The organism is Mesorhizobium sp. B2-2-3, assembly GCF_006442405.1.
Lineage (GTDB): Bacteria > Pseudomonadota > Alphaproteobacteria > Rhizobiales > Rhizobiaceae > Mesorhizobium.
In genome coordinates this window covers 104,127-118,692 of record NZ_VFWC01000017.1, presented here as the reverse complement: position 1 = coordinate 118,692, position 14,566 = coordinate 104,127, and the positions used below count along the sequence as shown (strand labels likewise).

General features: G+C 63.9%; 12 protein-coding genes. 3 read left to right on the top strand and 9 right to left on the bottom strand.

Annotated features, from left to right (window positions below; genetic code table 11):
- Positions 1-302: 302 nt before the first annotated feature.
- The 8 genes from FJ951_RS25710 to FJ951_RS25675 all read right to left on the bottom strand — a co-directional run bounded on the left by FJ951_RS25710 (position 303) and on the right by FJ951_RS25675 (position 10,130).
- Entirely contained in the window at positions 303-1,721 is a 1,419-nt protein-coding gene (locus FJ951_RS25710; protein WP_181172282.1) for an alpha/beta hydrolase, read from the bottom strand.
- 1,093 nt (positions 1,722-2,814) lie between these two features.
- A complete protein-coding gene (locus FJ951_RS25705) occupies positions 2,815-3,168 on the bottom strand; it encodes a cupin domain-containing protein (RefSeq protein WP_140501578.1) in 354 nt (117 codons plus the stop codon).
- 267 nt (positions 3,169-3,435) lie between these two features.
- Positions 3,436-4,329, bottom strand: coding sequence for a sugar phosphate isomerase/epimerase (locus FJ951_RS25700; protein WP_140517935.1), 894 nt, complete (start codon positions 4,327-4,329; stop codon positions 3,436-3,438).
- 72 nt (positions 4,330-4,401) lie between these two features.
- Positions 4,402-5,340 carry an ABC transporter substrate-binding protein gene (locus tag FJ951_RS25695; protein ID WP_140517934.1) on the bottom strand — a complete coding sequence of 313 codons (939 nt, stop codon included), beginning with the start codon at positions 5,338-5,340 and terminating at the stop codon, positions 4,402-4,404.
- An 80-nt stretch (positions 5,341-5,420) separates the two neighbouring features.
- Positions 5,421-6,419 carry a ribose ABC transporter permease gene (locus FJ951_RS25690; protein ID WP_140517933.1) on the bottom strand — a complete coding sequence of 333 codons (999 nt, stop codon included), beginning with the start codon at positions 6,417-6,419 and terminating at the stop codon, positions 5,421-5,423.
- The gene (locus FJ951_RS25685; protein ID WP_140517932.1) at positions 6,416-7,987 is read right to left on the bottom strand and encodes a sugar ABC transporter ATP-binding protein; all 1,572 of its coding nucleotides are present in this window, start codon (positions 7,985-7,987) and stop codon (positions 6,416-6,418) included. Before FJ951_RS25685 ends, FJ951_RS25690 begins: the two co-directional genes overlap by 4 nt.
- A complete protein-coding gene (locus tag FJ951_RS25680; RefSeq protein WP_140517931.1) occupies positions 7,984-9,351 on the bottom strand; it encodes an FGGY-family carbohydrate kinase in 1,368 nt (455 codons plus the stop codon). Before FJ951_RS25680 ends, FJ951_RS25685 begins: the two co-directional genes overlap by 4 nt.
- Positions 9,348-10,130, bottom strand: a complete 783-nt coding sequence (locus FJ951_RS25675) for a DeoR/GlpR family DNA-binding transcription regulator (protein WP_140517930.1) — start codon at positions 10,128-10,130, stop codon at positions 9,348-9,350. Before FJ951_RS25675 ends, FJ951_RS25680 begins: the two co-directional genes overlap by 4 nt.
- A 187-nt stretch (positions 10,131-10,317) precedes the next feature.
- Here FJ951_RS25675 and FJ951_RS25670 point away from each other — a divergent pair, with 187 nt between their 5' ends.
- From FJ951_RS25670 to FJ951_RS25660, 3 genes are read left to right on the top strand one after another with little or no spacing between them, the layout of a single operon-like run.
- Positions 10,318-11,361, top strand: a complete 1,044-nt coding sequence (locus FJ951_RS25670; protein ID WP_140517929.1) for a class II aldolase/adducin family protein — start codon at positions 10,318-10,320, stop codon at positions 11,359-11,361.
- Between the two features lies 1 nt (position 11,362).
- The gene (locus FJ951_RS25665; RefSeq protein ID WP_140517928.1) at positions 11,363-12,664 is read left to right on the top strand and encodes an FGGY-family carbohydrate kinase; all 1,302 of its coding nucleotides are present in this window, start codon (positions 11,363-11,365) and stop codon (positions 12,662-12,664) included.
- A complete protein-coding gene (locus tag FJ951_RS25660; RefSeq protein WP_140517927.1) occupies positions 12,661-13,512 on the top strand; it encodes a TIGR01459 family HAD-type hydrolase in 852 nt (283 codons plus the stop codon). Before FJ951_RS25665 ends, FJ951_RS25660 begins: the two co-directional genes overlap by 4 nt.
- Here FJ951_RS25660 and FJ951_RS25655 read toward each other — a convergent pair.
- On the bottom strand, positions 13,499-14,509 hold the full coding sequence (locus FJ951_RS25655; protein WP_140501598.1) for a sugar-binding transcriptional regulator: 1,011 nt from the start codon (positions 14,507-14,509) through the stop codon (positions 13,499-13,501). The genes FJ951_RS25660 and FJ951_RS25655 overlap by 14 nt on opposite strands.
- Positions 14,510-14,566: the final 57 nt, after the last annotated feature.

Below are 14,566 nucleotides of genomic sequence, written 5' to 3'. Positions count from 1 at the left end.
TCCTCCTCCCCCGCCACCGCCCTTCGCACGCGCGATGCCACCAAAGGCGGCGTATGCGATGCTTGCACCCAAGGCCGAAAGCAATACACGACGAGACGTAAACACTGTTCGATCCTCCTACAATTTCTGTGAAACTTCGGAATTTGATAATCGAAATGCGACACGCACGCGACTTCCACCCGCAAGACGAGAGGGGTCCTTAAGCGATGCTACCGTAGTGTTTAATTGATTGCGAGTTCCGCTTTAGCTTAACTTCGTCGTCAGCAAAATATCGGATTTTACAATTTTGGCTAAGAGGAATTTCAGTGCCCAAATCGAAATCTCAACCTATCCTGCCTTGAGCGATTTGCTGATATAGAGTGTAGTGCCTCCGCTCCCGACCACAGTTCCTTTGGCGGGCTTGGAAATTGCGGGGCCCCCATCTCACCGATACATTCAGTCTTCAACTTGAGCTTGGGGTTTGCAAGGAAATCAGCAACTACTTTCGACCCGCACGGATCGGAATCAATGACATCGTGTCCGATCCCCCGAAAGACCACCACCTGGCCGAAAGGAAGGGTCTTCGCCGCGTGGTCCGCCCATGCTGTCGGCGTTGCTGGATCATATTCTCCCGACAACAGAAGAGTGGGTATGTCAGTGCGGCGCGGCTGCACCTGCGATGCTGGCCCGTTCTCAAGCATCCAAAGAGGGCATGCCCAGGAGTAGTCGTTCAGCTCAACCCATTTCGACCAGTATTTGTCCTGCTTGCCATTCAGATCGGGGAGAGCGCTGTCGGAACAACTTACAGAGAAGTCCATACCTTGGGAGATCTCCAGGTCGTCAGCATCGAAAAGTATCTCCGCCAGGGGTCTGAAATCCTGTTTGTATGTCCTCTCGATCAGCTCCGGCAGGGTCAGGAGCGCATCGCGATCGTATAAAATGCCGAATATAAGCTCGAGGAAATCTGCCCCGGAGACATATGTGTAGCGCGCCTCTTTATCTGTGCTGCGCAAGAGCAAAGGCTGCCGATCCAGCTGTCTTGCAATAAGCTGAACAGCATTGGATATCCCATTCATGCATCTGTTCGCTGCCTCACAGTCTCGCTCTAGCAATTTTAACGATCGGTCGAGATTCGGCCCATCTTCGTTCAGGTAATTGATGTCCAGCGGAACAACTGAATCCAATATACTCGCCGAGACCCCTTCGGGGTGCTGGTTCATCACTTCCAGTGCAAGCCTGGTGCCATACGAGACGCCATAGAGAACCCACTTTTCTATCCCGAGAGCCTTCCGAAGGTCATCAATATCCTCCGCATTCTCCTCAGTGTTGTAGGCATCAAGATCAATGCCCTTTGCGATCAACGCCGTCCTGCATGCAAGAACTTCATCTTTCTTGAGCTTGCTAAAGGTGGTTTCGACCTCAACGCTCGAGAGAATGGCGTTCCAATGATCGGGCTTGAAATATTGAGAACAGTCCAAGGCGGGAGCGGACTTTCCGATGCCCCGCTGATCAGCAACGATTACTCGGCGTCCGATCATCCAGCTCTGGGCGCCGATGAACTCCCACCATCCATCGATGTCGTCGCTATTGGCGATGTCGGTAGGCTGCCCTGGGCCTCCTGTGAGAAACACTACCGGTTCGTGCCGTTCGCGGTCCGGTTCGAATACGACCACGGACAGGACGACCTCGGTACCGCCCGTCTTCTTTCGATTTTCCGGAACATTCACGGTCCCACACGTCATTGCCCGATCCCGCGGAATTTCGAACCAACAGCTGGTTTTCTTGAACTCACCCGCAGTGAGTTCCCCACCCCCCAGGCAAATGAGGAACGCAACCGACGTGACCACGAGAAGAAAACACCAACCTGGTTTGATGTACGCGCGTCTAAACACGGTAGACATCTCGCCCCTCATTTATCAGTATACGAAAACTGCTCGATTACGGATCGAATATTCTTCGGGTCATCGACAATCAGGAATAAAACGCCCGCAATCACGGATTCGTTATTTATTCAAGACGGAGAGTATTTCCCTCCGATGCCAAGGAACAATTCCGTATTTCAGAAAAATGGCAGGAAAAAATTTATCCCGCACCCGGCCTGACGACCCTCTCCATTTCGTGTTCCCAAGCGATATTGGGTTACTCCAACACAAAATTGGAAACAAGCTCGACAAACCGGGCGATTATATTAGCGCTTTTGATTGAGCCGTGCGCGAGACAGTTGGTCAGCACTGCGCTTATGTAAGCCGTGTTTTGCGCTACATTGCTCATCCGATTTTGCGCGGGTGCTCGCACCCTCCTCCTTATGGTGGATTCCCATTCTTTAGCATTAACGCATATAAAGACCGCGCTTCTGCACTCACGATGGGAACACAACCATGCGGAATCGAAAGTCACTTCAACTGGCGCTTTGGGCTTGTATATCGCTTTTTCTCACCGACGCCGCTTTAGCGAAAGATGCCTACAAGACTCCCTGTAGAGCGGACGCCAAGCGGGTGTGCCACATGGACAACGAAGTGAAGGCGCAAGGCTGCCTTAAACAGCACCTCAGCGAAGTCACGCCGGCTTGCAAGGCCTTCCTCACTAAACAATGAAATGACCACGGATCCTGTTGTTCCGCGTGCTCCAACAGCGGGGTTGCTCGCCGTGGGGTCTCACGCGATGGCACGATGAGCAAGGCGGACACCGTTCGCCCTGCCGGCATTCTGGTCCCGTTCGCTCCAACCGGGCGCCAGTCACGGCCCCGCCAGTTGCGTGGACATGCGAGGATGGCCGGGATTGACGAAAGGTATCAAAGGCCAGCGAGCGGCTGGCTTGTCTGTCTGACAGCCTGCCTCAGCCCACCCTGACCACGAAATGCTTCGTCACCGGCTCGATGATCTTCCAGGTTCCCTTGAAATCGGCTTCCACCACGAAGGCGTCGCCGGGGCCGACTTCGACCGGCGTGCCGCCGTCGGGCGTGATGATGATGCGGCCCGCGATCATGTGCACGAACTCATAGTCGGTGTAGGTGGCGTGATACGTACCGGGCGACGCGCGCCAGGTTCCGGAGATCACCTTGCCGTCCGCGGTCGTGTGCTGGACTGCGGTTTGCATGGTCGGCCGGCCCTCGACCGCGATCCAGCCAGGCAGGTCGCCGGCTTCCGCGTGTTCGACGGTGCCGAATTTCAGGATCGTCTTGTTCGTCATGCCGGGGCTCCGTTTTGCTTCGCTGTCGCACCGTCGGATAGCCGTTACGCGTGGCGTGGGCAATGCCGCCAGGGGGACCAGGGCAACCAATCCGGGTTCACCGGCGCCTTCGCACTGTTTGACGGAGCTCTGAACGAAAAAACCCGCCTGCTCGGCGGGTCCCTGGCGCGACTCAGCACCATAGGCAATTTGTAGCATTAACTGCCCTCACAGTCAACGAACAGCTGGGCGATTTGGCAATCCCTGCTGCTCGTCAATCTGAAATCCTCAGGGCTTGTGGCGCGCCGCGACGAGTTCCGCCTTGCGCCTCGCCGTTTCCATTCCCAGCCCGATGAAGGCGCGCGCGTGCTTGGCCAGCGCCATGTTGTCCGTCCACAAATTGCGCCAGATGGCGGTCTTCTTCGACAGGTTCTCGTCGACGATCTCCGAGGAGAAGGATTCGAAGCTGAGATCGTCCGCATAGCCGATCGCCATCAGCGCATCGAATATCGCGGCGAAGTCGATGTTGCCGGTGCCGAGGAAGCCGCGATGGCTCTCGCCGATATGAACATAGCCGATCTTGCCGGCGGCATGGCGGATGGCCAGCCCGACATCGGCCTCCTCGATGTTCATGTGGAAGGTGTCGAGGTGGAGAAAGATGTTGTCGGAGCCGGTGTCCTCGATGAAGGCCAAGCCTTGCGCCGCGGTGTTGAGCAGATTGCTCTCGAAGCGGTTGACGATCTCGAGGTTGAGCGTGACGCCTGCCGCCTTCGCGGTTTCGGCGACCTTGGCCAGCGTCCCGGCGCTGCGGTTCCACTGGTCTCGCGTCGGCGCCTCGGTCTGCAATCCGTGGCTGGTCGAGAGGATACCGGCGACCTTCTGGCCGCCGAGGTCGCGCGTCAGGGCGATGGTGTCGTTGAGGATCCCGACGCCGCGCGCGGCGACCGCCTTGTCGGCGCTCGAAATGTCGCCGTTGACCGGCAGGCCGATGCTGATCGCCACGCCGAGGTCGAGATCGGCGATGCGCTTGGCGAGCCCGCCAACATCGACATTGGCGGGATCCAGATAGGAGAATTCGATCAGGTCGAAGCCAGCCTCCTTGGTGTTGGCCAGCGTGCGTTCGAGCTCGACCTGCGTCGAGCTCGCCGACCAGACGAAAGAGTGGATTCCGATGCGCGACATGATGGTCTCCGGTTTTGCGACGAAATGAGGAGGACGCGGCAGGTCAGCCCGGCCGCGTCCGCCTTGGACTGATCAGCGGGCCGCGGTCCAGCCCTTGTAGTCCTTCAGATTCTCGGCGGTGATCAGCTTCGGATCGAGCAGCACCACCGGCTCCGCCGGCTTCTTGCCGGCAAGCACGTCGGCGGCCATCGTCAGCGACTGGCCGGCCATCACGTAGGGATCCTGCGAGGCAGAAGCCTTGATCATGGACTTGCCGGATGCCAATTCCTTCTCGATGTCCGGCGCGCCGTCGACGGCGGTGAAGATGAACTCCGAGCGGTTGAGCTGCTTGGCGGCGAGCTCGGCGCCGATCGCCGTCGGATCGTTGATGGCGAACACCGCGTCGATCTTGTCGAAGCGGGTCAGCAGCGACTGGAACACCTTCAGGCCGCCGTCGCGCGAGCCTTCGGCGTTCTGGTCGTCGGACAGGATCTTGATGTCGGGATGCTGGGCAAGCACGTTCTTGCAGCCCTTCACGCGCTCCAGGATCGACGAGGACGCCGGACCGTTGAGGATGACGTAGTTGCCCTTGCCGCCAGTTTGGTCGACCAGATATTGGCAGGCCTCCTCGCCGGCCTTGACATTGTTGGTCATCACGGTGACGTCGGCGCCTGGCGCGGAGACGTCGAAGGCCGCGACCACGATGCCCGCCGCCTGCGCCTTCTTCACCGCGGGCGCGATCGCCTTGGCATCGACGGCGTTGAGCATGATGACGTCGACGCCGGCGGCGATGAAGGAATCGACCTGCGAGACCTGCTTGTTCAAGTCATAGTCGGCCGACACCGACGTCACCTCGACGTTCGGATTGATCTTCTTGGCCGCGTCCTCGATGCCCTTGATGGTGGCGACGAAGAACGGGTTGCCGAGCAGGCCGACCGAGATGCCGACCTTGTTCAGGTCCTTGGCCGATGCCGGCGCAATGGCGACGGCCGCGAACGCGGCGCCGCAGAGCAGTTTGGCGATGGTCTTCATTACGCTTACTTCCTCCTGATGCCCCGCGCCTCTCACGGTGCGTTACACAAGCCGGTCTTTGATGCCGGCGACAAGGTCACTCACGTTCTTGCCCCTGCCTGGAGCCTGTAGCGGTCGAGGGCGACCGCCACGATGATGACCAATCCCTTGATGATGTACTGCCAGATGTCCGAGACGCCGGCCAGGATGAGACCGTTGGACAGCACGGCGATGATCAGGCCGCCGATCAGCGTGCCCCAGATCGAGCCGACGCCGCCGACAAAGCTTGTGCCGCCCAGAATGACCGCGGCGATGGCGTCGAGTTCGTAGGACTGGCCGAGCTGCAGGCCGTTGGCGGCATAGAGCCTGGCCGCCGACATGGCGCCGCCGAGACCTGCCAGCAGGCCGGACACGCCATAGACGAAGAGCAGCACCAGCGGCACCTTGATGCCGGTCAGCCGCGCCGCCTCGGCATTGCCGCCCACGGCATAGATCCAGGTGCCGAGCACGGTGCGTTTCAGCACCAGCCACGACACCACCACCACCGTCAGCGCGATGATGACCAGCCAGGGAACGCCGAACAGCGAGCCGTTGCCGATGAAGTCGAACGGCAGGTCGGAGTTGAACACGGTCGTGTCTTCACCGAGCAGGCGGGCGACGCCGCGCACGGCGGTCAGCGAGCCCAGCGTGACGATGAAGGGCGGCAGCCTGATATAGGCGATGAGCAGCCCGTTGATGACCCCGAAGCCGAGACCGACCAGAATGGCCGCCGGCACGCCGAGCAGGCCCCAGTCCGGCACCAGCGACACCAGCACCGCCACCATTGCGGAAGCGGCAAGGATCGAGCCGACCGACAGGTCGATGCCGCCGGTGAGGATGACAAAGGTCATGCCGGCGGCGAGCACGATGTTGATCGACGATTGCTGCGTGACGATCAACAGGTTGGTGCCGGTGAGAAAACGCGGATTGATGAACTGGAAGCCGGCCGCCAGCAACACCAGCACCGGAAGCATGCCGAGCGCGGCGAGAGCCGTGCGCAGCCGCCGGCTCCTGACCGCCGCCTGATCCACACTCGTCGTCGCGGTCGTTCTGTCGGTCATCCCTTCGGTCCTTCCTGGGCCGCTCCCGTCGCAAGTTCCATGATCGCTTCCTGGCGAAGCGCCTCGCCCCGGGACGCCGTCACCTCGCCCGCTATGGCGCCGTCGCGCATCACCAACACCCGATCGGCGACGCCGATCACCTCTGGCAATTCGCTGGAGATCATCAGTATGGCGATGCCCCTGTTGGCGAGATTGTCGATCAGCCGGTAGATTTCCGATTTGGCGCCGACATCGACGCCGCGCGTCGGCTCATCGAGGATGACCACTTTGGGTTCGGTCTCCAGCAGGCGAGCCAGCAGCACCTTCTGCTGGTTGCCGCCCGACAGCGAACCGGCATTGGCCTGCGCCGAGCGGGTGCGGATCGAGAGATCGGCGACGGCTTTCGCAGCGCGCCTGTCGGCGGCGGCGAAGTCTCGCAAGCCGCCGGCGCGCGCATCCCTGGCCAGCACGCCCATGTTGATGTTGTCGGAAATAGACATGTCGAGGAACAGGCCGAGTTCCTTGCGGTCCTCGGTGAGATAGGCGATGCCGGCATCGAGCGCCTCGCGCGGCGAGCCGATGGCGATCGGCTTGCCGTCGAGCTCCAGCGTGCCGGCGCTGCGCCGGTCGGCGCCGAAGATGAGCCTGGCAAGTTCGGTGCGACCCGAGCCGACCAGGCCCGCCAGCGCCAGCACCTCGCCGTGATAGAGGTCGAAGGAGCAGTCCTTCAGCAGCCTGCCGTCGGACATGCCGCGCACCGACAGCGCCACGGCGCGCTTTTCGCCCGGCGGGCGGTGATCCTTCTTGTAGAACGCCGAGAGATCGCGGCCGACCATCATCGAAACGAGGCGCGAGGCGCTGAGGTCGGCGCGCTCCAGCGTGCCGACATAGCCGCTGTCGCGCAGCACGCTGACGCGGTCGGCGAGCTGGTAGACCTCTTCCATGCGATGGCTGATGTAGATGATGGCGATGCCTTGCGCCTTCAGCGTCGCGATCACCTCGAACAGCCGCTCGGTCTCGCGCGAGGTCAGCGACGTGGTCGGCTCGTCCATGACGATGATGCGCGCATTGGTCGACAGCGCACGCGCGATCTCGACCAGCTGGCGCTCGCCCAGTGACAGGCCGGAAACCAGGGCACGCGCCGAAAAGGAAACGCCGAGCCGGCCGATGATCTCGGTCGCGCGCCGGTTGCACTGGTCGCGGTCGACGATGCCGAAACGGCGCGGTTCGTTGCCGAGGAAAATGTTCTGCGCCACGGTCAGATTGGGCGCCAGCGACAGTTCCTGGTAGATCACCGCGACGCCGCTGGCGCGCGCCTTGATCGGATCGCCGGTCGCGGCGGGCATGCCATCGATCAGGATCTCGCCCCCGGGATCGGGACGATAGGCGCCCGAAAGCACCTTCATCAGCGTCGACTTGCCGGCGCCGTTCTCGCCCATCAGCGCGTGCAGCTCGCCGGCCTGGACGGTAAGCGAAACATCCTGCAGGGCGCGGATCGCGCCGAACGTCTTCGAAATATGGCGCATTTCCAGCACCGGGTGGCGTTCCGCCCCCATGCCGGCTGTCTCCGTTTTGGCCTGCGCGCTCATCGGGCTGCGACCTTGCCGGCGGTCCCGGCGACCAGATCGCGCCAGCCGTCGCGGTAGCCGGCGAGGCTGGTGAAGCGCGCTGCTTTCACCGGCTCCGGCGGCTCGGCGGCGAATTCACGCCCGACGCTCTCGAAAGCCAGGGCCGCAGCGCCCGTGGCGCTGCCTTGCAGCGAAGCGCCCTGCATGAAGGCCTGCTCCGGCCGCAGCTGCGCCAGCAGGCTGGCGAGCAGGCCGCCAGTGTTGAGCCCGCCGTCGACGATCACGGTGTTGCTGGAATGGATGAGGTCGAGGCAGAGGTCGAGCATCAGCGCGACATAGAGCAGTGCCACGGCCGCACGCTCGCCGGCATCAGGCGTGCGTCCGACCAGCCGGCCCGAACGGCCGGGCATCGGCCCACCCGGCGCGAAGCTCGGCAGCGCCATCATGCCGGCATCGATCGCCCGCTGCACCGCCGCGCCTTCGACCGGGCCTTGCCAGCCGTCGCTGATGGCGGCGAATTCGCGCCCGCCCATGAAGCGGATGGTCGGCACCGGGCCGCCGTCCACATCGACATTGACCAGCATGTCGCGATCGCGGTCGAGCGCCTCGAGCGGACAGTCGGGATTGAGCACGATGACCCAGGTGCCGGTCGAAACCACTGTCACCGAGCCCAGCCCCTGCCGCCGATAGGCATGGAGCGCGGCATTCGAGTCGTGGACGCCGTTGTGGATGGCGAGCGGCCGCGACGCGCTGCCGAAGTCCTGCTCGCCGATGACAGTACCGGCACGCGCGAAGGCCGGCATCTGGTGGCGCCACCCCTCGGCGTCGACCAGTGAGGAAAAATCGTGACGACGCGGCGCCCACAGATGCGAATGGCAGCCGAGATAGGACACTTCGCAAACCGGCCTGCCGCCAAGGCGCCAGCTCCAATATTGCGGATAACCGAGGATCCATTTCGCCGTCGCGAAAGCGTCGGGTGCGGCCTCCTGCAGCCACAGCATGTGGCGGCCGTAGTTGAAACCGAGCGGCAGCCGCGGCGAGAACGTCTCGGCGTAGTCCGGAATGCGGCGATCGATCCGCGCGGCGATTTCGGCCGGCGGCTCCTGCTCATAGTCGAGGATCGGATGCGTCAGCGCCGCGTCGTCCACGAGGGCGAAGGTGCAGCCATGGCCCGACACCATCACCCCTTCCACGCCATGGTTTTCGATCGCAGCGGTGACGGCGCCGAGCGCCCAATCGTGGAGGTCGGCCTCATCGAGCACGCTGAAGCCGCCTTGGCGCGTCCATTTCGGCTGGGTCCGGCGCTCGTCGAGAATGCGTCCGTCCTGGCCGAAGACGAACAGCTTCGAATTGGTCTTGCCGAAGTCGAGCACCGCGACCTTCATGCGATGGCTCCCATGGTGGAAGCAATCCGCACCATGACGCCGGCATCCTCCAGCATGCGCGCGTCGGCATCGGAAAGACCGTCGTCGGTGACCAGCGTGCCGATGCGCGACAGGGGCAGCGCAACGTTACGGGCCTGGATCGAAAGCTTGCGGCTGTCGGCCAGCACGACGATCTGGTCGGCGCACTGGCTAAGCTCGACGATCGAGCGCACCAGCAGCGGGTGCGATTCCAGCAAGCCTTCCTGGCCGATGCCTTGCGCGCCGAGAAAGAACTTCGAAGCGTAGAAAGGTGCCGGATGGGTGAGCGAGTGAATGATGCCCGGCTCGCGATGCAGGTCGCCGCCGGCAACGGTCAGGCTGCAATGGCCATGATCGCTCAGATACGCCGCCAGCGGCATCGAGTTGGTGTAGAGCCGGATGCTGCGCTCGGCGAGCTTGACCCCGAGATGGAAACAGGTCGAGCCGCCATGCACGATAACCGCGTCGCCGTCGCGCACCATGGTCGCGGCTAGGTTGGCGATCTGCCGCTTGGCCTCGACCGCGAGGTCGCGATTCTCGTCATAGGGCCGGGCATAGGCGACGCCGGCCTGCGACGTGCCGTCGAGCGCCGAAACACCGCCATAGACCTTGCGCGCCTCGCCCGCCTCGTCGATCCGGTCGATGTCGCGCCGCACCGTCGCGGCCGAAACGCCGAGCCGCTCCTGCAGCTCCCGCACCGAGGCGAAGGGGCGATCACGCAAGAGTTCGACGATCTGACGCTGGCGGCCGGAGTCGCTCAACTGTTTCCTCCAAAACGCCGTTCTGCGACGGCAGTTGGTGTAACTTACTCAACATTAGCTCGATTGCAAGCCACAACTGACGGTATTCGATCACGGTTGACGGAACTCACTCTTATCTGCGATATCAACCCGTCGAATGCCCGACCACCGCATTCGACGGTTGGCGGATTGTTGGAGGAGATGCGTGATGGCGACCCAGGCGGATGCGCAGGAATTGGCGGCGCTGCGGGCGCTTTCGGCCGCCATCGGACAGGATCCGCATCTGACCCAGGCCGCCGGCGGCAACACCTCGCTGAAAGCCGGAGACACGCTGTGGATCAAGGCTTCCGGGACCTGGCTGAAAGACGCGCTCGCCGATGACATCATGGTGCCGGTGGCGATGGCGCCATTGCTCGAGGCGGTTGAACGACGCGATCCCGCCGCCGACCAGCCTCAGGCCTTCGCCATCGGCGCGCTCAACCCGCGCGGGCTGCGTCCCTCGATCGAGACCACGGTGCATGCCTTGATGCCGCAGCGCGTGGTCCTGCATGTCCACTGCGTCGACACCATTTCGCTTGCGGTGCAGGCCGATTGCGAGGTCCTGGCCGCGCGCCGGCTCGCAGGCATCCAATGGGCCTATGTTCCCTACCGCCGGCCGGGCCTGCCGCTGGCCCAGGGCATCTCCGAAAGGCTGCGGCCGGGCATCGATGTCCTGATCCTGGGCAATCACGGCCTCGTCGTCGCGGCCGAGACCGTCACCGGAGCGGAGGCGCTGTTGCGCCGCGTCACCGGGCTTCTGGCAAGGGCGCCGCGCGAAGCGGCCGCGCCTGACATCGCGGCACTGACCGCGCTTGCCGCAAACTCCGGCTACCGCTTGCCCATCGACACCGAGGCGCACGCGGTCGCCATCGATCCCGACAGCCGCCGCATGGCATCGGGCGGCAGCCTCTATCCCGACCATGTCATCTTCCTCGGCAAGGGTTCGGTGGTGGCTGCGCCCGGCGAGGACGTCGCCGCTGTCGTCAGGCGTCGCGGCGCCCAGCCCCTGTCGATCCTGTTCCCGGGGCTCGGCGTCCTGATGCGCGCCAATGCCAGCGCCGGCGCCGACGCCATGCAGCGTTGCCTTGCCGACGTGACGGCGCGGGTCGATGTCACGGCGACGTTGAATTACCTTACCGAGGCGGAGAACGACGAACTCGTCAACTGGGACGCCGAGCAGTACCGCCAGAAACTGAACGCCTCCGGTGGCTGACATGTCGCCCGTCGCCGGCTCGCCTCTCTCGGATCGCCTCGTCATCGGCGTCGATATCGGCACCTCGGGCGCCCGCGCCGTAGCCATGCGCCCGGACTTTTCAATTGCCGGCCAAGCCGCCGTCCGCCTCGACGCATTTGGCCAGGACCCGCGCAGCCCGGCGGCATGGTGGCAAGCGGTCCGGGCAGCGCTGGCGGAGTTGATTGCGGGCATCGACCGAACCACAGTCCGCGCCATCGCCGTGGATGGCACCTCGGGCACGTTGCTGCCGGTCGACGGTGCCGGACGGCCGCTCGCCGAACCGCTGATGTACAACGACAAGGTCGCCGGCGACGATATACTGGCCGCGATCGCGCGCGAGGCGCCGGCGGGCAGCGCCGCGCACGGCGCGACCTCAGGCCTCGCCAAGGCGCTTCACTTCCAGCATCTGCCGGGCGTGGCGGCGGTGCTGCATCAGGCGGACTGGATCGCCGGACAGTTCTCGGGCCGCTTCGACGTCAGCGACGAGAACAACGCCTTGAAAACCGGCTACGATGTCGAGGCCCGCCGTTGGCCGGACTGGATCGCGGCGACCGGAATGCGCATGGATTTGCTGCCTGACGTCGTCGAGCCGGGCGACGTCACCGGCACGCTCACCGCGGCGATGGCGGATCTGTTTGGCTTGGGCCGCGACGTGATCGTCGTTGCCGGCACGACCGATGGCTGCGCCTCTTTCCTGGCGACGGGTGCGGCGGGGGTCGGCGACGGAGTCACGGCGCTTGGCTCCTCGCTTACCATCAAGATCCTGTCCGACCGGCCGATCTCGGCGCCGCGATACGGCATCTACAGCCACCGGCTGGGCAATGCCTGGCTGGCCGGCGGGGCCTCGAATTCCGGCGGCAAGGTGCTGGCGCAGCATTTTCCCCTCACGCGCATCATCGAGCTCAGTGCCATGATCGACCCGGCGACCGAGACCGGCCTCGACTATTATCCGCTCGCCACATCGGGCGAACGCTTCCCGATCGCCGATCCGGCGCTCCCCCCGCGCCTCGTCCCGCGCCCGGTGGATGATGCCGACTATCTCAAGGCGATGTTCGAAGGCATGGCCGCGATCGAAGCGCTCGGCTATCGCCGGCTTGGCGAGCTCGGCGCGCCGGCGCTGACTTCGGTGCGCAGCGTCGGCGGCGGCGCGGCAAATCCGGCGTGGAGCGCGATCCGGCAGCGTAAGCTCGGCGTTGCGTTCTTGCCGGCTTTGTCGGACGAGGCCGCTGCCGGAACGGCGCGGCTGGCGTTGAAGGGTGCGAACGAGGCGGGGCTGCTATGAGCGGGAAACTGGCTGAACGCCTCGACGGCATCGGAGCGCTGGCGGAGCGCTACCAGGTCTTCCTGGTCGACCAGTTCGGCGTGCTGCATGACGGCTCGGCCCCCTATCCCGGCGCGGTGGCGGCCTTGGCGGCACTGAAGCGCGCCGGAAAGACCGTGGTGCTGGTCTCCAACTCCGGCAGGCGCGCCAAGCCCAACGAAGACCGTTTGCTGAGGCTCGGCTTCGAGGCCGGAAGCTGGGATCATTTCGTTTCCTCCGGCGAGGTGGCGTGGCGATCCTTCCACGAAATGGCGGCGACCGGAGCGTTGCGGCCCGGCACGAACTGCCTGTTGATCAGCCGCGATAATGACCGCACAGCGATCGAGGGCCTGCCTTTTGTGTTGACCGGAGCCGGCGATACCGCCAACCTGGTACTGATCGCGGCCAGCGAGGGCGACCGCTACGACCTGGACCATTATCGCCGCCTGCTGGCGCCGGCGGCGGCGCGAAAGGTGCCATGCTTCTGCACCAATCCCGACAAGATCATGCTGACGGCGGTCGGGCCTCGCTTCGGCGCCGGCGAGATCGCCGATCTCTACGAGAGCCTGGGCGGCAGCGTCACCCGCATCGGCAAGCCCGGCCCGGCGATCTTCGATGCCGCACTGGCGCTGGCCGGCGAGCCCGACCGCGCCAGCGTGGTCTGCGTCGGCGATAGTGTCGAGCATGACATAGCGGGCGGAAACGGCTCCGGCATCGCCACGGCGCTGGTCCTGAGCGGGATATTGGCGGACACTTCGGATCTTGTCGCTGTTTTCGACGAGGAGCAGGCCTGGCCGGACTACGTCACGGGGTCCTTCAGCTTCCGTTGACCGCCTCGAGCATGCGCCTTGCGCTCTCTTCGTCGGTGATCAGGATGGTCGGCGCGATCAGGTTCATGGCGCCGAGCAGCGCCGCTGTCTTCTCTTCGCCGCCGGACGTGAGAATGCGGATCGGCGCCTTGCGCAGCCGATCGACCTCCACCGACATCACATGGCTGTTGACGGGGTGGTCGACGAGATCGCCATTGCGGTCGAAGAAATGGAACAGAAGGTCGCCAACGGCGCCACGCGCAACCAAGGCCTCGCGGTCCGCCTCCTTAAGAAAGCCGCCGCGAGAGAAGGTAGTGGCCGAAGCGATGCCGCCGACGCTCAGCAGAACGGCATCGAGCACGTTGGCCATCTCAAAAACTTCCTGCAGGCCGCAACGCTCGACCAGCGCGATCTTTGTCTCGACGCTGTCGACGACGGCCGGCGTCGGGATCAGATAGCCGTCGCCCTGGAAGATTTGGGCGAAGCGCCAGGCGAACTCGGCCGGGTTGTAGCGGCGCACGACGCCCACACCGCCCAGCAGCGAAATGACCTTGAAGTCGGTGAGCGATTTGGTGCTGATGAAGGGCAGGCTCGAGAAAAGCGTCTGACCCCAGCCGACGCCGACGCGCATGCCGGATTTCATCGTGTCGGACAGGAAAATCCCGGTCTTCGCGCTGATCGCGGGAATCGGATCGGCATTGGGCGCGGTCAGCGGCGCCACCAGCGCCTGCTTCAGGCCGAACGTGCGCTCCAGCGCGCGCTCCAGCCGCACGATCTCTGACAACTCGCTTTCGATGGTGATTTTCACCTCGTTGCGGGATCTCGCCTCCGCCAGCATGCGCACGATGGTGACGCGGCCGACGCCGAGCACGTCGGCTATCTCGTTCTGCGTCATCTGCTCGACGAAATACATCCAGGCGGCGCGGATCCGGAGGCGGTCCGTACGGCTCTCGTTGACGACCTGTTCGGGCGCCTCGGCCCCGCCGTTTTCGCTATCGCCCTGCCGTCGCCTGCCCAACTGTCTGTCTCCCCGCTCGGCGATGTAGGAGTCCCTCGCCGATTCTCCACGCTGGTT